This window comes from Streptomyces sp. NPDC093795 (genome assembly GCF_044764665.1).
Classification (GTDB): domain Bacteria; phylum Actinomycetota; class Actinomycetes; order Streptomycetales; family Streptomycetaceae; genus Streptomyces.
The window spans coordinates 324,766-340,821 of record NZ_JBIWIO010000010.1 but is presented as its reverse complement, the minus strand read 5'-3'; the positions used below and the strand labels follow the sequence as shown (position 1 = coordinate 340,821).

Sequence of the window (16,056 nt, the reverse complement as noted above, 5' to 3'; positions counted from 1 at the left end):
GTTCGAGCTCAGGGTACAAGGTCAGCGTTCGGCGGCGGCCAGCTGTCCACAGGCACCGTCGATCTCCTGGCCCCGGGTGTCCCGCACGGTCACCGGAACGCCGTGGCGCGCGATGGCCTCGACGAAGGCCTTCTCGTCCTCGGGACGGGACGCGGTCCACTTCGAACCCGGTGTCGGGTTCAGCGGGATCAGGTTGACGTGCACCCGTCGGCTCTTGAGGAGGCGGCCGAGGAGGTCACCGCGCCAGGCCTGGTCGTTGATGTCCCGGATGAGCGCGTACTCGATGGAGATCCGGCGCCCGGACTTCTCCGCGTACTCCCAGGCCGCGTCGAGGACCTCACGCACCTTCCAGCGCGTGTTGACCGGCACCAGGGTGTCCCGCAGCTCGTCGTCCGGGGCGTGCAGCGAGACCGCGAGCCGGCACTTGAAGCCCTCGTCGGCGAAGCGCAGCATCGCCGGCACGAGACCGACCGTGGACACGGTGATCCCGCGCTGGGAGAGCCCCAGACCGTCCGGCTCGGGGTCGGTGAGCCGCCGGATGGCACCGACGACCCGCTTGTAGTTGGCGAGCGGCTCGCCCATGCCCATGAACACGATGTTGGAGAGCCGCGCCGGTCCCCCGGGCACCTCCCCGTCCCGCAGCGACCGCATGCCGTCCACGATCTGGTGCACGATCTCGGCAGTCGACAGGTTCCGGTCGAGACCCGCCTGCCCGGTCGCGCAGAACGGGCAGTTCATCCCGCAGCCGGCCTGCGAGGAGATGCACATGGTCACCCGGTCCGGGTAGCGCATGAGCACCGACTCGACGAGCGTGCCGTCGTGCAGCCGCCACAGGGTCTTACGGGTGGTGTCGTCGTCGCACGAGATGTGCCGCACCACGGACATCAGATCGGGCAGCAGCTCCCCGGCCAGCTTCTCCCGCGAGCCGGCCGGAATGTCCGTCCACTCGGCGGGATCGTGCGCGTACCGCGCGAAGTAGTGGGTGGACAGCTGCTTGGCGCGGAAGGGCTTCTCGCCGATCGCGGCGACGGCCTCCTTCCGCTCGGCAGGCGTGAGGTCGGCAAGGTGCCGCGGCGGCTTCTTGGCTCCGCGGGGGGCGACGAAAGTGAGTTCTCCGGGCTTGGGCATGGTGATACCAGTGTCGCAGAGATACGAAGAAGGGCCCGCCGCCCTGTGGACAACGAGCCCTTCATCGGACGAACCGCAGATCAGGCGGTTCCCACGAACAGCGCGAGCAGCAGCCACACCACCGGTGCCGTCGGCAGCAGCGAGTCAAGGCGGTCCATGATGCCGCCGTGGCCCGGGAGCAGCGTGCCCATGTCCTTGATGCCCAGGTCGCGCTTGATCATCGACTCGCCGAGGTCGCCGAGCGTCGCGCTCGCCGCCACCGCGAAACCGATGATCAGGCCCTGCCACCAGGCACCGCCGTCGATCAGGAACTCCATGCACAGCGCGCCCGCCGCCATCGCGAACGTCACCGCGCCGAGCAGACCCTCGCGGGTCTTTCCGGGGCTGATCCGCGGGGCCAGCTTGTGCTTGCCGAAGCGCCAGCCGACGGCGTACGCCCCGGTGTCGCTGACCACGGTGAGGAGCAGGAAGGTCAGCACCCGCTGCGGGCCGTCGTCGGCGGTCAGCAGGAGTGCCACGAAGGTCGCGAGGAACGGCACGTAGAACGCGGCGAACACGCCCGCCGTGACGTCCTTCAGATAGCCCTCGGGCGGCTCCGTCATCCGCCACACCAGCACCGCGAGCGCCGTCAGCGCCATCGCCACCCAGGCGCCCTCGGCACCCCGGACGTAACCGGCGACGACCATCGCCGCGCCGCCGACCGCGAGCGGGACCAGCGGAGCCTTGATCGCCTTGCGCTCCTGGAGGCGGGAGGTGAGCTCCCAGAGCCCGACCACCACGGCGACCGCTATCACCCCGATGAACGCCGCTTTCCAGATGAACAGCGAGGCGATGATGACGGCCCCGAGACCGACCCCGACCCCTATGGCAGCGCCCAGGTCCCGCCCCGCGGTCTTCTTCTGCCGTGGCGCCTGCGGCGCGGGCGGCGGAGTCGGGGTGGGGCTGTGCATGGGCTCCTGCGGGTGCTCGTGCGGCGTCTCGTCACGGAACAGGGGACCGCTCGCGTGAGCGGCCCCCCGGCCGTGACGGTCCTGGAATCCGCCGGCGGGAACGTCGGGCACGATGGGCATGGGCCGAGTCTGCGCCGCCTGCTGCCGATCGTATGCGGGACCCGCCGGGACGGGCCCCTGGTCGGGTCCCCTACGGCCGGAACCGGCCGGGGCCCCCCAGGAAGAGTCGTTCATCAGACCTCGAGCAGCTCGGCTTCCTTGTGCTTGAGCAGCTCGTCCACCTGCGCGACGTACTTCGCGGTGGTCTCGTCGAGCTCCTTCTCGGCACGGCGGCCCTCGTCCTCGCCGACCTCGCCGTCCTTGACGAACTTGTCGATGGTCTCCTTGGCCTTGCGGCGCACCGCGCGGATCGAGATCTTCGAGTCCTCGGCCTTGCCCCTGGCGACCTTGATGTACTCCCGGCGGCGCTCCTCGGTCAGCTCGGGGAAGACCACCCGGATGATGTTGCCGTCGTTGCTCGGGTTGACGCCGAGGTCCGAGTCCCGGATCGCCTGCTCGATGTTGCGCAGCGCGGTCTTGTCGAACGGGGTCACCACGGCCATCCGGGGCTCCGGGACGGAGAAGGACGCCAGCTGGTTGATGGGGGTGAGGGCACCGTAGTAGTCCGCCACGATCTTGTTGAACATCGCCGGGTGCGCACGGCCGGTGCGGATCGCGGCGAAGTCCTCCTTGGCGACCACGACGGCCTTCTCCATCTTCTCCTCGGCCTCGAGGAGGGTCTCTTCGATCACCACATGCTCCTGCGTGTCGTCGCGTTGTGTCCTGCACGGTGTACGACCGGCAGGGCTCTGTCCATCCCCTCGCGGGGCGGTTCCCCGGTTCGGGTCAGGCCCGGGTGCCCTGGTCGCTCACGAGCGTGCCGATCTTCTCACCCTTCACCGCGCGAGCGATATTGCCCTCGGTGAGCAGTTCGAAGACGAGGATCGGGAGGTTGTTGTCCCGGCACAGGGTGATGGCGGTGGCGTCGGCGACCTTGAGGTCGCGGGAGAGCACCTCGCCGTACTCCAGTGCGTCGAACTTGACCGCGTCGGGGTTGGCCTTCGGGTCGGAGTCGTAGACGCCGTCCACGCCGTTCTTGCCCATGAGCAGGGCCTCGGCGTCGATCTCCAGGGCTCGCTGGGCGGCGGTGGTGTCCGTGGAGAAGTACGGCATGCCCATGCCCGCACCGAAGATGACCACGCGGCCCTTCTCCAGGTGGCGCACGGCACGCAGCGGGATGTACGGCTCGGCGACCTGGCCCATGGTGATGGCGGTCTGGACGCGTGAGTCGATGCCTTCCTTCTCCAGGAAGTCCTGGAGGGCGAGGCAGTTCATCACGGTGCCGAGCATGCCCATGTAGTCGGAGCGGGCCCGGTCCATGCCGCGCTGCTGGAGTTCGGCGCCGCGGAAGAAGTTGCCGCCGCCGATCACCACCGCGATCTCCGCGCCGTCGCGGACGACCGCCGCGATCTCACGCGCGATGGCGTGCACGACATTGGGGTCGACACCCAGGCCGGTGCCGCCGGAGAAGGCCTCTCCGGACAGCTTCAGCATGTAGCGCCCGGCCGTCCTGCCGTTGTTGTCGTCGCCCTGTACGGCGCCCTGGTTCATGGAGATCTCCTCGTGCACATACGAAGGAGGCCATTGCCTTGGGTCCTCGCGGGTTTCCCGTACGGCAATGGCCTCCTGTCAGATCTGCGGTCGTCCTGCGCGTACGCGGACGACTGCTTCAGACCCTACCGGGGGGTCCGGCGTCCGTCGCGTTCGCGTACGGACTCAGATGCCGACCTTGATGCGGGTGAAGCGCTTCAGGGTGACACCGGCCTCGTCCAGGATCTGCTGGACGGACTTCTTGTTGTCAAGGGCGTACGGCTGACCGAGCAGCGTCGCGTCCTTGAAGAAGCCGTTCACGCGACCCTCGACGATCTTCGGGAGCGCGGCCTCGGGCTTGCCCTCGGCGCGGGTGGTCTCCTCGGCGACGCGACGCTCGGTCTCGACGACCTCGGCCGGGACGTCCTCACGGGTGAGGTACTTCGGCGCGAAGGCGGCGATGTGCTGGGCGACACCCTTGGCGACGGCGGCGTCGGCCTTGTCGAACTCGACGAGGACACCGATCTGCGGCGGGAGGTCCGGCATCGTGCGGTGCATGTACGCGAAGACGAAGCCGTCGGCGTACTGCGCGAAGCGGTCCAGGACGATCTTCTCGCCGAGGTTGGCGTTGGCCTCGTCGACGAACGCCTGCACGGTCTTGCCGGCCTCGATCTCGGAGGCGAGCAGCGCCTCCAGGTCGGCCGGGGAGGTGGCGGCGACGTGGGCGGCGAGCTGGTCGGCGACGGCCTGGAACTTGTCACCCTTGGCGACGAAGTCCGTCTCGCACTTCAGCTCGACGAGGACACCGGAGGTGTTGTCGTCGGCGATGAGGGAGACCACGGCGCCGTTCTCGGCGGAGCGGCCCTCACGCTTGGCGACACCCTTCTGGCCCTTGATGCGCAGCGCCTCGACGGCCTTGTCGACGTTGCCGTCGGCCTCGTCCAGGGCCTTCTTGCAGTCCATCATGCCGGCGCCGGTGAGCTCGCGGAGCTTCTTGACGTCAGCGGCGGTGTAGTTCGCCATGAGTCTGTTTCTCTCTCGAAGTCTGAAAGATCGGGCGGGTCTACGGGTGGACGGCGGGGGCTTTGTGGGCCCCCGCCGTCGTCACCCGAAGGTCCTGGAGGGTCAGGCCTGCTCGGCGTCCGCGGCCGGAGCCTCGGCGACAGCCTCGTCAGCGGCCTCGGCCGGGGCCTCGGTCTCGACAGCCTCGGCGGCCGGGGCCTCGACGGCCTCGGCAGCGGGGGCCTCGACGGCCTCGGCGGCGGGGGCCTCGTCCGAGTCGGCCTTCTTCTCACCCTCGAGCAGGTCGCGCTCCCACTCGGCGAGCGGCTCGCCCTGGGCCTTCTCGCCCGGCTTCGAGTCGCCGGTCGCGGCGCCGGAGCGGGCGATGAGGCCCTCGGCGACGGCGTCGGCGATCACGCGGGTGAGCAGGGTGACGGAGCGGATCGCGTCGTCGTTGCCCGGGATCTTGTAGTCGACCTCGTCGGGGTCGCAGTTGGTGTCGAGGATCGCGACGACCGGGATCTTCAGCTTGCGCGCCTCGCCGACGGCGATGTGCTCCTTCTTGGTGTCCACGATCCAGACGGCGCTGGGCACCTTGGACATCTCGCGGATACCGCCGAGGGTCTTCTCCAGCTTGCCCTTCTCGCGGGAGAGGACCAGGAGCTCCTTCTTGGTGAGGCCGGACGCGGCCACATCCTCGAAGTCGATCTGCTCAAGCTCCTTGAGGCGCTGCAGACGCTTGTAGACGGTGGAGAAGTTGGTGAGCATGCCACCGAGCCAACGCTGGTTGACGTACGGCATGCCGACACGCGTCGCCTGCTCGGCGATGGCCTCCTGGGCCTGCTTCTTCGTACCGACGAACATGATGGAGCCGCCGTGCGCGACGGTCTCCTTGACGAACTCGTAGGCGCGGTCGATGTACGACAGCGACTGGAGCAGGTCGATGATGTAGATGCCGTTGCGCTCGGTGAAGATGAAGCGCTTCATCTTCGGGTTCCAGCGACGGGTCTGGTGACCGAAGTGGACGCCGCTTTCCAGCAGCTCCCGCATCGTGACGACGGCCATGGCCGTATCTCCTTGGGTTTCTCGGTTATGTCCTGACGCCCCGACGCGCCGTGCCACTAGGGACCGAAAGGCGCTGCCACCGGCCGGTGAGGGCTGGTTGGCGGGGCGTGCGAAGTCGACCCGGTGACCCGGGTCGCCATAGGAAGTGTACGGGAACCCGGGAGCGCCGGGTGACGGCCCTGTCCACAACCGGCGAGTAGTCCACAGAAGGCGTCCGCGGCCCGGCGGAACCGGTCATGCCGGGGAGCCTTCCTCCATGCACCCCATGCCCTTCATGCATCCCATGCACCTCGCGCACCTGACGGCCCTGATCCTCACGCTCGGGCTGCTGTGGCCCGTGGGCCCGCCACCGCCGGAGATCCTCCGCGGCTGGCAGCCCCCGGCCGGCCCGTACGCGCCCGGGCACCGCGGCGTCGACCTGGCCGCTCCCCCGGGCACCGAGGTCCTGGCCCCGGCGGCGGGGACGGTCACCTTCGCGGGCCCGGTCGGCGGCCGCGGGGTCCTCACCCTCACCCTTCCGGGTACGGGCGCTCCCCCGCTGCGCACCACCTTCTCCCCGGTGACCCCGCTGGTGCCGAAGGGCATCCAGGTCACGGCGGGCACCCCGATCGCACGGGTCACCCCCGGCCCCCACTGCCCGGAGTCCTGCCTCCACTGGGGCCTGCTCCGCGGCGACACCTATCTGAACCCGCTGCTGCTCGTCAGGAGAGCCCCTTCGCGGCTGCTGCCGCTGGGCTGACCCGGTGGTTCAGACCGGGGAGCCGTTGACACCGTGGAGGGCCATCGTGACCGCCGCCTCCGCGATCTCCGTCGGGTTCTCGGCGGCGCCGAGTTCGATGCGGCGGACCGCGGCGTCGACGACGCCCTGGAGGAGCATGGCGCCCAGGCGGGGCTGGGGCTGGCCCAGGGCGGCGAGGGCGTCGACGATCATGACCACGAGGCCTCCGTGGGCCGCGCGGATCTTCTCGCGGGCGCCGTCGTCGAGCTCGCTCGCCGAGATGGCGACGACCGCGCGGTGGCGCCGGTCCCCGACCAGCTCCAGCTGCGTGCGGACGTACGCCTCGACCTTGCCCTGAGGGGTCTCCGCGCCGGCCATCGCGGCCTCGACCTCGGCGGCCCAGACGGGGAAGTCGACGGCGCACAGCTCTTCGACGACGGCCGCGCGCGATCGGAAGTACTCGTATACCGAGGAGCGGGCGAGGCCCGTGCGCTCGGCGAGTGCGGGGAAGGTCAGCGCCTCCGTACCGCCCTCGGTCAGCAGGGAACGCGCGGCGTCCAGGAGGGCGCCGCGCTGCATCGTCCGGTGCTCGGCCACCGAGGCCGCTCGAATCCTGGGCACGGCTCCACTGTACGACCGGCTCGCGTCGGGTCAGCGTCCGACGTCGGCCAGCTTGGCGCGGAGCTGCAGGACGGACTTGGTGTGGATCTGGCTGACGCGGCTCTCGGTGACGCCGAGGACGTGGCCGATCTCGGCGAGGGTCAGGCCCTCGTAGTAGTAGAGCGTGACGACGGTCTTCTCCCGCTCGGGGAGCGTGTTGATGGCGCGGGCGAGCAGTCGGCGCAGCTCGCGGTCCTCGGCGACCTCGACGGGGTTGTCGGCGGCCGTGTCCTCCAGGGTGTCCATCAGGGAGAGCCGGTCGCCGCCCTCGCCTCCGACGTGCAGCAGCTCTTCCAGGGCGACCACGTTCGCCAGCGACAACTGGCTGAAAACAGCGTGCAATTCCTCGAGCGTGACGTCCATCTCCGCGGCCACCTCGCTCTCGGAGGGGGTGCGCCGGAGCTGGGCTTCGAGGGTGGCGTAGGCGCGTTCGACGTTGCGGGCCTTCTGGCGGACGGAGCGGGGGATCCAGTCGAGGGCGCGTAGTTCGTCGATCATGGCGCCGCGGATGCGGGTGATCGCGTACGTCTCGAACTTGATGGCCCGCTCGACGTCGAACTTCTCGATGGCGTCGATGAGGCCGAAGACGCCGGAGGAGACGAAGTCGGCCTGTTCCACATTGGACGGAAGCCCGACGCTGACCCGGCCCGCGACGTACTTGACGAGCGGCGAGTAGTGCAGGATCAGCTGCTCCCGCAGCCGCTCGTCGCCGGTGTCCTTGTACGACCGCCAGAGCTCGTCGAGGGAGGTCGGCGCGGGTGGTCGCACGGTGCCCCGGGCTGCTGGGGGCACCGCAGCGCGGTCAGACCCGGAGGTGTGCTGGGGCATGCGTTGCCTTGAGCCGTTCTGCTGTCGTGTACGTCGGTGGAGGCGTCCTGGACGGAATCCTGGTGAGCGTAGCGTGAGTGCGCGGTCGCGGTGCGCGAACATCGGCGGATCGCGCCGCTCCGGGTGGACGCGGTCGGCCACATCTTCGAACCCGGGCCGTGGCGCGCGTCGGCCCCTCGGGCGCGGCCGAGAGAACTCGGTTGTTCATCGTCGTCACCCTTTCACCCGAATGCTCCAGGTCAAGTACCGCCTCGCCGCGCGTTCGACGCCGAGGTGCCCGGCCGCGTCAACTCCCATCCGTCCCCGTGCCGTTGGACGAAGCCGAGCGAGTGGAGTTCGTACAGCTTGGCGAGGGTGTCGTCGGGGCCGGTCCCGGCGCGGCGGGCGATGACGGTCGTGGGGGTGGGGCCGTGGGCGGGGACCGCCTCCAGGACGTGCGCCGTCGCGGGCGCGAGGAGGTCGCGGGGAAGGACGGGTCCCCGGCGCGTCGGGGCGAGCTGGCCCATGTCCCCGATGAGTTCGACGATCTCGTCGGCGTCGGTGACGAGGGTGGCGTCGCCCCGCAGGAGTTCGTGGACGCCCGCGGAGAGTGTGCTGGTGACGGGTCCTGGGACGCCCATGGTGTGGCGGCCGAGCCGGGCAGCGGCGCGGGCGGTGACCAGGGAGCCGCTGCGGTGCTGGGCCTCGATGACGACGGTGCCTCGGGTGAGTGCGGCGATGACGCGGTTGCGGAGGATGAAGCGGCTGGGGGTGGGGTGGGTGTCCGGCGGCAACTCCCCGACGACCAGGCCTTGTTCGGAGATGCGCCGGATGAGCTGGTCGTGGCCGCGGGGGTAGGGGGAGTCGACACCGCAGGCGAGGACGGCGACGGTGGCGCCGCCGGCGGCGAGTGCGCCGCGGTGGGCGGCGCCGTCGATGCCGTAGGCGGCTCCGGAGACGACGACCCAGCCCTTGCGTGCCAGGCCGGTGGCGAGGTCGGAGGCGGTGTGGGCGCCGTACGGGGTGCAGGCGCGGGCGCCGACGAGGGCGACGGAGCGCAGGGCCCAGGTCCGCAGGTCGGCGGGGCCCCTGACCCAGAGGCCGACGGGGCGGGCGTCTCCGAGGTCGTCGAGTTGACGGGGCCATTCGGTGTCGCCGGGGATGAGGAAGCGGCCACCGAGGTCCTCGATGGTGGCGAGGTCGCGGTCCGGGTCGGCGGCGGCGGCGCGGAGCCGCCAGGAGGCGACGCGTTTCTGTCCGGTGCCGGGAAAGGGGTCGTCATCGGCGGAGCCACCGGGAGCGGGTGGGGAGGCGGCGGCCGTGCGGAGGAGTCGGTCGAGGAAGCCGGTGGGTCCGTAGCGGTGGAGCCAGCGGCCGGCGTGCTCGTCGCCCGGTTCGACGGTTCGGCTGAGGGTGGCACGGGCTCGTCGTTCGTCCGGGGGAACGGGGAGGTTCATGCGCGCTCCCCCGCTCCGACGGGCACACCGCGGGTGACGCCGGTGCGCAGTTCGAGGGCGAGCGCGATGTCCTGGCTGTCGGGTCGGTCGTGCCCCGCGAGGTCGGCGACGGTCCAGGCGACACGGAGGACCCGGTCGAGGCCGCGGGCGGTGAGGAGTCCGCGTTCGATGTCGCGTTCGGCGGCGGCGAGGGCTCCGGGCGCGGCGAGGTAGCGGGTACGCAGTTCGTGGCCGGGGATCTCGCTGTTGACGCTCCAGGGGGTGTCGGCGAGGCGTGCGGCGGTACGGGCGCGGGCTTCACGGACGCGGGCCGCGACGGCGGCGCTGGTCTCGCCCCGGCCACCCTGGCCGAGGAGGTCGGCACGGGTGACGGGTTCGACTTCGACGCGCAGGTCGACGCGGTCGAGGAGGGGCCCGGAGAGACGCGCCTGGTAGCGGCGGACGAGCGCGGCCGGGCATTCGCAGCCGGCGCCTTGCAGGGTGTGCCGTCCGCAGGGGCAGGGGTTGGCGGCGAGGGCGAGCAGGAAGCGGGCCGGGAGGCGTACGACTCCGGCGGCGCGGGCGATGACGACGTGCCCGGATTCGAGGGGCTGCCGGAGGGCGTCGAGAGCTTTTCCGGAGAATTCGGGCGCTTCGTCGAGGAAGAGAATCCCCCGGTGTGCGAGGGAGACGGCGCCGGGCCTGGGGAGTCCGTTTCCGCCGCCGACGAGGGACTGCATGGTGGCGGAGTGGTGGGGCGCGCAGTAGGGGGCGCGGCGGACGAGGGGTTCTCCGGGCGGGAGGATGCCGGCGACGGAGTGGACGGCGGTGACCTCCAGGGATTCCTGTCGGGTGAGGGGCGGGAGGATGCCGGGGAGGCGCTCGGCCAGCATGGTCTTTCCGGCGCCGGGCGGGCCGGAGAGCAGCAGGTGGTGGCTGCCGGCGGCGGCGACTTCCAGGGCGCGGCGGGCGCGGTGCTGCCCGGCGACGTCGGCGAGGTCGGGACCCCCGGCGGGGTCCTTGGGGTCGGGGGCGAGGCCGGTGCCGATGCCTGCTCCGGGGACGAGGAGTCCCGCGAGCATGGCGTCGGGTCGGCCCGCTTCGGTGGGTTCCTCCTCGGGGACGGGTTCGTCGGTGAGGACGGCGATGAGTTGGCGCAGGCTGCGGACGCCGAGGACGGACACCCCGGGGACGAGCGCCGCCTCGCCCGCGGTCTGTTCGGGGACGACGACCTGCCGGTATCCGGCGTCGGCCGCGGCGAGGACGGCGGGCAGGATCCCGCGGACGGGGCGGACGCGTCCGTCGAGGCCGAGTTCCCCGATGAGGACGAGGTCGGCGATGGCACGGGGGTCGATCCGTTCCGCGGCGCCGAGCACTGCGGCGGCTACGGCGAGATCGAATCCGGAGCCACTCTTGGGCACGGACGCCGGGCTGAGTCCGACGGTGAGCTTCTTCTGGGGCCATTCGGCGCCGGAGTTGACGACGGCGGCGCGGACCCGGTCGCGGCTCTCGCTGAGGCTCTTGTCGGGGAGGCCGACGAGGGTGAAGGCGGCGACGCCGGGTTCGAGGTCGGCCTGGACCTCGACGACGACGCCTTCGACGCCGACGAGGGCGACGGAGCAGGTGCGGGCGAATCCCATCTCAGGCCACCCCCTGGGCGTGGGTGAGGACGGGGGCGCCACGGCGGGGCAGGACGATGCCGACGAGGTCGATGCGCACTCCGCCGAGGGGCGCCGGGGTGTCGTTGCGGTCGAGCCAGCAGGCGGCGAGGCGGCGGAGCCGGTCGGCCTTCCGGGGCGTGACGGCGGCCATCGGGTGCTCGAAGGATCCCAGGCGCCGGGTCTTGACCTCGCAGATGACGAGGGTGTCGCCGTCGCGGGCGACGATGTCGATCTCGCCGGTCCGGCCGCAGCGCCAGTTCCGGGCGAGGATGTGCAGGCCGGCCGCGGTGAGCCGACGGGTGGCGAGCTCTTCGCCGTACCGTCCGAGTGCTTGCGTCCTGTTCATGCGGTACCACCTCCGTCACCGACTGTGACGGAGGTGGGCGGACCGCGTGCGGCGCTGTGGACGGCCTGGGGCCTGTGGAAAACGGCCTCACCCTTGAGGGTGAGGCCGTTCGACGTGCGGGCGCCCGAGTTCAGCTTCCGGGAAGTTCGAGGTCGCTCTTGTTGAGCTCCTCGATGTTCACGTCCTTGAAGGTGAGGACCCGGACCTGCTTGACGAACCTGGCCGGCCTGTACATGTCCCAGACCCAGGCGTCGGCCATGCTGACCTCGAAGAAGACCTCGCCCTGCACCGAGTGCACCTGCATCTCGTAGTCGTTGGTGAGGTAGAAGCGCCGCTCGGTCTCGATGACGTATTTGAACAGCCCGACGACGTCGCGGTACTCCCGGTAGAGCTTCAGCTCCATCTCGGTCTCGTACTTCTCGAGGTCCTCGGCGCTCATGGCATGTTCCCCTTCAGCCGTGCGTCCCCCTATTGTGCGCCAGTCGAACGCGCCCCTAAACGATTTCCGGGGCGAGAACCAACGGTGCACTCGGAGGTCCCTCGTCGAGCAGCGTGCGCAGCAGCTCGGCGAGTCTGGTCGGGTACACCGTCTCACGGGCCGCCGACAGTTCGGCGGAGGTCCACCATCTGAGGCCCGCGAGGCTGCGGTTCTCCAGCTCGGTGAGGGCCACCGGCCCGGGCGCGGCCTCCGTTCCGCGGGTGCGGGCGAGGTAGTACCACTCGTCCTGGTCCCAGCGGCGCCCGGCGAAGGGGAAGGAGCAGTACCGCTTCCAGAGCACCGGTCCGAGGTCGACGTCGGTGATGCCGGTCTCCTCGGCGAGCTCGCGCAGCGCCGCCTCCTCACGGGTCTCGGTGCCCTCCAGGCCGCCGCCGGGGGTGAACCACCACGTGTCGGCCGGGTCGTCCGGCTCGTACCCGTGCAGGAGCAGGACCCGGTCGTCGGGGTCGAGGAGCACGACCCGCGCGACCCGTCGCCGGACGGTCGCCGGGTCCGTGACGCGGTCTTCCGGCATCGGAGCCGGGCCCGGGTCGGGCTCCGGGTCTCCGACGGCCCGCGTGTCCGAATCCGTCATGTGCCCACCTTCTCGCGCTCCCCGGCCCGCGGTCCCGCCGGGCGCCGCTTCGCGAAGAAACGGGCCACCGGGCCGTACGCGCCTCCGGCCAGGACCAGGAGGCCGCCGGCCGCGATCGCGGTGAGGAGGGGGAGTACGGGCCCGGGTTCGGAGACGCCTCCCGGGAGGCCCGCGAAGCCCGCCGGACGGTCCAGGAGGCCCTCGGCGGGCCAGACGACGGCGTCGACCCTGGCGACGACGGTGGAGCGGGGCACCGAGCCCTGGCCGGCCTCCTCCATGTGCGTACGGGAGTCGAGCGAGGTGTGCCGGTCGTCGCCGAGGAGGAAGAGGTTGCCCGCGGGGACGGTGACGGAGAACTCCTGGCCGGAGGCGACGGTCCGGCCGCCCGGTCCCGGCCTCAGATAGGGCTCGTGGACGGGCGTCCCGTCGACGGTGAGCCGGCCGTCCCGGTCGCAGCAGGCGACGGTGTCGCCGCCGACGGCGGCGACCCGCTTGACCATGGGCGAGTTGCCCCAGAGCGGGTCGGTGAAGACGACGACGTCCCCGCGCCGCACCTCGTCACCGTCGATGCGCTGGGCGAGGATCTTGGACCCGACGTCGATGGTGGGGGTCATGGAGTCGGTGGGGACGGAGTAGGGCTGGTAGAGCAGGGCTCCCCAGACGAAGCCGCCGAGGAAGAGCACACAGCCGACGGCCACGGCCAGCCCCGACAGCATGCTGCCGAGGCGGCCGTGGCCGTCCTGGGTCCGTATCTTTCCGCTCATGCGCGCACCCCGTAGGTCTGTCGACGGACCGTGGGTCTGTCGACGGTCCGGGACGGCACCCTACCCGCGGGTCACTCCGCGGCGGTACGGCGCACGGCGAGCTTCTTCCGGCGCCACAGCACCAGCGGGAGCGCTCCGGCGAGACCGGCGGCGCCGACGGGGGCCGCGGTCATGGCCTGGGCGAGGCCGGCCTGGTCGAAGACGTCGGGCACGGGGAGGGTGGCCCAGCGCGTGACGGGCCAGGCGATCACGACGGCGCGGCCCACGACCTCGTCGTTGGAGACGGTGCCGCCGCCCGGGAGCTGCTGGTGGAAGCGGGAGTCCAGCGAGTTCTGACGGTTGTCGCCCATGACCCAGATCCGGTTCTCGGGGACCTTGATCGGGCCGAAGGAGTCCTGGCAGGGGACGGAACCGGGGTAGAGGTAGCCGGTCTCGTCGAGCGTCTTGCCGTTGAGGACGACCTTGCCGCCCTCCTTGCAGGACACGGTGTCCCCGCCGACGGCGATGACCCGCTTGATGAGGTCCTTCTCCTCGGCGGACGGCATGAGGCCGATGAAGCTGAGGAACTTCTGGACGACGTTGGGCGTGGGCGTCTTCTGGCTTTCGAGCCAGCCGCCCGGGTCGTGGAAGACGACGACTTCGCCGCGCTCGGGTTCGGAGCCGAACCAGGGGGTCAGCTTGTCGACGAGGACCCGGTCCCCCTTCTGGAGGGCGTTCATCATCGATTCCGAGGGGATCGAGAACGCCTGCACCAGGAAGGTCTTGATCAGCAGGGCGAGGACCAGCGCGATACCGACGAGGAGGGGCAGCTCCTTCCAGAAGGAACGCTGCCTCCTGGGACCGTTGCCGGAGCCGCCCGCCGGGTCGTCGTCGCCCTCGCCCGGTCCGCCTCCGCCCGGCGTCCGCGCCTGCTCGTCATCCGTCACGTCGTCACCCGTCGTGTCATCGCCGAAGGCCTCGCCGGCCCTCTCGTCGGGCTCATCGTGTCCGGATCGTGCGCCGACGGCCAAATCCCCCACATCCACTCCTCAGTCCGTGCGTCGCCCGCCCCGGGTCAGGGACAGGCCCACCACTCCCATAACGAGCAGAAGTTCCGCAGGGGTCGGGAGCCCGGGGAATCCGTTCAGATTCCGCTGGGACACACTATGCGACAGACCGGGCGCGGACTCGGAACCCGTACTGGCGTCCGGTACGGCGCTGAAGGTCCCCCGCTCCTCCAGGGTCCGCCAGTGCCCGACGGGCCAGGCGATCACCACGGCACGCCCCACGACCTGCTCCTCGGCGACCGTGCCGTGGTCCTTCTCGTCGACGTGGAAGCGGGAGTCGGCCGAGTCGGAGCGGTGGTCGCCGAGGACGAAGATCCGCCCCTGGGGGACCTTCACCTCGAAGGGGATGGTGGACGGCTCGTTCCCGGGATGCAGGTACGGCTCGTCGAGCGGTACGCCGTTGACGGTGATCCGCCCGTCCGCGCCGCAGCAGCGGACGGTGTCTCCCCCGACGGCGACGACCCGCTTGATGAGGTCCCGGTCGTCGGCGGACGGCATCAGCCCGATGAAGGTGAGGGCCTGCTTGGCCTGCTTGATGCCGATGGGGTCGTCGGCGGGCGGCGTGGCCTCCTGCTGGAGCCAGTTGCCGGGGTCCTTGAAGACGACGACGTCACCGCGCTGCGGGCGGGAACCGAACCAGGGGGTGAGCTTGTCGACGAGGACCCGGTCGGAGATCTGGATCGTCTGTTCCATGGAGCCGGAGGGGATGACGAACGCCTGGACCAGGAAGGTCTTCAGGACGAGCGCGATGAGAACGGCCACCGTGACCAGGATGGGGATCTCGCGGACCGCTGAGCGCTGTCGGCGCCGCTTGACCTTGCGGGCGAGCCTGCGCCGCTCGGCCCGTCCCGGCAGGGCGGTGCCCTGCCCGGCCGCGTGGCCGGGTCCGCGCGGCGACCGGCCGCGGCTACCCATGGGCCCCCGCCCCGTGTCCACCCGCCGGCGCGGCCGGTACGGCGCCGAAGGCGTCCGTCGCGGGGACGGTGGACCAGCGGCCGAAGGGCCAGGCGATCCAGTCGGCGCGTCCGACGACCCTGTCGACGGGCACCATGCCGCCGCCCGGGCTGCCCAGATGGTCCCGCGAGTCGCTGGACTGACTGCGGTGGTCACCCATCACCCAGAGCCTGTCCTGCGGGACGACGATGTCGAAGGGCACGCTGGACGGCTGGTCGCCGGGCATCAGGTACCGCTCCGCGACGGGTACGCCGTTGACGGTGAGCCGGCCGTCCTTGTCGCAGCAGATCACCCGGTCGCCGCCGATGCCGACGACCCGCTTCACGAAGTCCGTCTCGTCGGGTTCCGCGAGCCCGAGGGCGGCCGCGCCGTCGTGCAGGAGCCCGGTCACCGGATTGCCCCCCGGCTGCTCCCGTACGAAGGACCCCGTCCCGTCGAAGACGACGACGTCGCCCCGGGCCGGCTCACCGCCGAAGCGGTACGCCAGCTTGTTGACGAGGATCCGGTCGCCGACCTGGAGTGTCGGCTCCATGGAGCGGCTCGGGATCAGGAAGGGCTGCACCACGAAATGGCTCAGGAGCATCAGGAAAACCACGCAGGCGCCGCCGACGAGGGCCGTGCGCCGCCAGGAGGGCACGGCCCCGCCGGCTGCCGTTTCGTCCGGTGCGGCCCCGTCCTCCTCGGAAACGCGCGCGGAGCGCGACCCTTCCTCCGGATCGGAAGAGGGGTCGCGCTCCGTGTGCTGTGCTTCGGTGTCCATCGGGGGCAGAGCCTATCCGGCCTGCCTGGGGAAGGACTCGGAAGCGTCGAGCGTGCC

17 protein-coding genes and 1 pseudogene are annotated in these 16,056 nt (G+C 71.1%); 1 reads left to right on the top strand and 17 read right to left on the bottom strand.

Translation table 11 applies throughout. The features are described 5' to 3' along the window. Window positions 1-21 precede the first annotated feature (21 nt). The 6 genes from rlmN to rpsB form a co-directional block, all read right to left on the bottom strand. On the bottom strand, window positions 22-1,128 hold the full coding sequence (gene rlmN, locus ACIRB7_RS26660) for a 23S rRNA (adenine(2503)-C(2))-methyltransferase RlmN (protein WP_403603243.1): 1,107 nt from the start codon (window positions 1,126-1,128) through the stop codon (window positions 22-24). A gap of 80 nt (window positions 1,129-1,208) precedes the next feature. After that, window positions 1,209-2,312, bottom strand: a complete 1,104-nt coding sequence (locus tag ACIRB7_RS26655) for a phosphatidate cytidylyltransferase (protein ID WP_403603241.1) — start codon at window positions 2,310-2,312, stop codon at window positions 1,209-1,211. After that, entirely contained in the window at window positions 2,312-2,869 is a 558-nt protein-coding gene (gene frr / locus ACIRB7_RS26650; RefSeq protein WP_403603239.1) for a ribosome recycling factor, read from the bottom strand. The genes ACIRB7_RS26655 and frr overlap by 1 nt, the downstream gene beginning before the upstream one ends. Window positions 2,870-2,963: 94 nt before the next feature. Further along, the gene (gene pyrH, locus ACIRB7_RS26645; RefSeq protein WP_351214857.1) at window positions 2,964-3,728 is read right to left on the bottom strand and encodes a UMP kinase; all 765 of its coding nucleotides are present in this window, start codon (window positions 3,726-3,728) and stop codon (window positions 2,964-2,966) included. 165 nt (window positions 3,729-3,893) lie between these two features. Beyond that, complete coding sequence (gene tsf, locus ACIRB7_RS26640) at window positions 3,894-4,730, bottom strand: translation elongation factor Ts (RefSeq protein WP_403603237.1); 837 nt, start codon at window positions 4,728-4,730, stop codon at window positions 3,894-3,896. A 102-nt stretch (window positions 4,731-4,832) separates the two neighbouring features. Continuing rightward, the gene (gene rpsB, locus ACIRB7_RS26635) at window positions 4,833-5,774 is read right to left on the bottom strand and encodes a 30S ribosomal protein S2 (protein WP_403603235.1); all 942 of its coding nucleotides are present in this window, start codon (window positions 5,772-5,774) and stop codon (window positions 4,833-4,835) included. A gap of 256 nt (window positions 5,775-6,030) precedes the next feature. Here rpsB and ACIRB7_RS26630 point away from each other — a divergent pair, with 256 nt between their 5' ends. Then, entirely contained in the window at window positions 6,031-6,513 is a 483-nt protein-coding gene (locus ACIRB7_RS26630; protein WP_403603233.1) for a M23 family metallopeptidase, read from the top strand. Between the two features lie 9 nt (window positions 6,514-6,522). Here the strand turns inward: ACIRB7_RS26630 and ACIRB7_RS26625 are convergent, their stop codons facing one another. The 11 genes and pseudogenes from ACIRB7_RS26625 to lepB (ACIRB7_RS26575) all read right to left on the bottom strand — a co-directional run bounded on the left by ACIRB7_RS26625 (window position 6,523) and on the right by lepB (ACIRB7_RS26575) (window position 15,999). Next, a complete protein-coding gene (locus ACIRB7_RS26625; RefSeq protein WP_403603288.1) occupies window positions 6,523-7,071 on the bottom strand; it encodes a TetR/AcrR family transcriptional regulator in 549 nt (182 codons plus the stop codon). A 72-nt stretch (window positions 7,072-7,143) separates the two neighbouring features. Then, window positions 7,144-7,980, bottom strand: a complete 837-nt coding sequence (whiG, locus tag ACIRB7_RS26620; protein ID WP_250761418.1) for an RNA polymerase sigma factor WhiG — start codon at window positions 7,978-7,980, stop codon at window positions 7,144-7,146. Window positions 7,981-8,219: 239 nt separating this feature from the next. Further along, a complete protein-coding gene (dprA, locus tag ACIRB7_RS26615) occupies window positions 8,220-9,416 on the bottom strand; it encodes a DNA-processing protein DprA (RefSeq protein WP_403603231.1) in 1,197 nt (398 codons plus the stop codon). Further along, window positions 9,413-11,035, bottom strand: a complete 1,623-nt coding sequence (locus ACIRB7_RS26610) for a YifB family Mg chelatase-like AAA ATPase (protein WP_403603229.1) — start codon at window positions 11,033-11,035, stop codon at window positions 9,413-9,415. The genes dprA and ACIRB7_RS26610 overlap by 4 nt, the downstream gene beginning before the upstream one ends. Before the next feature lies 1 nt (window position 11,036). Continuing rightward, on the bottom strand, window positions 11,037-11,402 hold the full coding sequence (locus ACIRB7_RS26605; RefSeq protein WP_403603227.1) for a YraN family protein: 366 nt from the start codon (window positions 11,400-11,402) through the stop codon (window positions 11,037-11,039). A 130-nt stretch (window positions 11,403-11,532) separates the two neighbouring features. Beyond that, window positions 11,533-11,841 carry a DUF2469 domain-containing protein gene (locus ACIRB7_RS26600; protein WP_005311352.1) on the bottom strand — a complete coding sequence of 103 codons (309 nt, stop codon included), beginning with the start codon at window positions 11,839-11,841 and terminating at the stop codon, window positions 11,533-11,535. A 55-nt stretch (window positions 11,842-11,896) separates the two neighbouring features. Next, window positions 11,897-12,415 (bottom strand): NUDIX hydrolase, encoded by a 519-nt coding sequence (locus ACIRB7_RS26595; RefSeq protein ID WP_403603286.1) that lies wholly within the window; start codon window positions 12,413-12,415, stop codon window positions 11,897-11,899. A gap of 56 nt (window positions 12,416-12,471) precedes the next feature. After that, complete coding sequence (lepB, locus tag ACIRB7_RS26590) at window positions 12,472-13,239, bottom strand: signal peptidase I (RefSeq protein WP_403603225.1); 768 nt, start codon at window positions 13,237-13,239, stop codon at window positions 12,472-12,474. A 71-nt stretch (window positions 13,240-13,310) separates the two neighbouring features. Further along, window positions 13,311-14,249, bottom strand: coding sequence for a signal peptidase I (gene lepB / locus ACIRB7_RS26585; protein WP_403603284.1), 939 nt, complete (start codon window positions 14,247-14,249; stop codon window positions 13,311-13,313). Next, a pseudogene (gene lepB / locus ACIRB7_RS26580) lies at window positions 14,218-15,200 on the bottom strand (signal peptidase I). The gene lepB (ACIRB7_RS26585) and the pseudogene lepB (ACIRB7_RS26580) overlap by 32 nt, the downstream one beginning before the upstream one ends. Then, a complete protein-coding gene (gene lepB / locus ACIRB7_RS26575; protein WP_403603223.1) occupies window positions 15,193-15,999 on the bottom strand; it encodes a signal peptidase I in 807 nt (268 codons plus the stop codon). Before lepB (ACIRB7_RS26575) ends, lepB (ACIRB7_RS26580) begins: the two are co-directional and overlap by 8 nt. Between the last annotated feature and the right edge of the window lie 57 nt (window positions 16,000-16,056).

Coding starts and splice junctions, on each gene's coding strand:
- rlmN (WP_403603243.1), bottom strand. CDS start 1,128: ATGCCCAAGCCCGGAGAACTCACTTTCGTCGCCCCCCGCGGAGCCAAG.
- ACIRB7_RS26655 (WP_403603241.1), bottom strand. CDS start 2,312: ATGAACGACTCTTCCTGGGGGGCCCCGGCCGGTTCCGGCCGTAGGGGA.
- pyrH (WP_351214857.1), bottom strand. CDS start 3,728: ATGAACCAGGGCGCCGTACAGGGCGACGACAACAACGGCAGGACGGCC.
- tsf (WP_403603237.1), bottom strand. CDS start 4,730: ATGGCGAACTACACCGCCGCTGACGTCAAGAAGCTCCGCGAGCTCACC.
- rpsB (WP_403603235.1), bottom strand. CDS start 5,774: ATGGCCGTCGTCACGATGCGGGAGCTGCTGGAAAGCGGCGTCCACTTC.
- ACIRB7_RS26630 (WP_403603233.1), top strand. CDS start 6,031: ATGCACCCCATGCCCTTCATGCATCCCATGCACCTCGCGCACCTGACG.
- ACIRB7_RS26625 (WP_403603288.1), bottom strand. CDS start 7,071: ATGCAGCGCGGCGCCCTCCTGGACGCCGCGCGTTCCCTGCTGACCGAG.
- whiG (WP_250761418.1), bottom strand. CDS start 7,980: ATGCCCCAGCACACCTCCGGGTCTGACCGCGCTGCGGTGCCCCCAGCA.
- dprA (WP_403603231.1), bottom strand. CDS start 9,416: ATGAACCTCCCCGTTCCCCCGGACGAACGACGAGCCCGTGCCACCCTC.
- ACIRB7_RS26610 (WP_403603229.1), bottom strand. CDS start 11,035: ATGGGATTCGCCCGCACCTGCTCCGTCGCCCTCGTCGGCGTCGAAGGC.
- ACIRB7_RS26605 (WP_403603227.1), bottom strand. CDS start 11,402: ATGAACAGGACGCAAGCACTCGGACGGTACGGCGAAGAGCTCGCCACC.
- ACIRB7_RS26600 (WP_005311352.1), bottom strand. CDS start 11,841: ATGAGCGCCGAGGACCTCGAGAAGTACGAGACCGAGATGGAGCTGAAG.
- ACIRB7_RS26595 (WP_403603286.1), bottom strand. CDS start 12,415: ATGCCGGAAGACCGCGTCACGGACCCGGCGACCGTCCGGCGACGGGTC.
- lepB (WP_403603225.1), bottom strand. CDS start 13,239: ATGAGCGGAAAGATACGGACCCAGGACGGCCACGGCCGCCTCGGCAGC.
- lepB (WP_403603223.1), bottom strand. CDS start 15,999: ATGGACACCGAAGCACAGCACACGGAGCGCGACCCCTCTTCCGATCCG.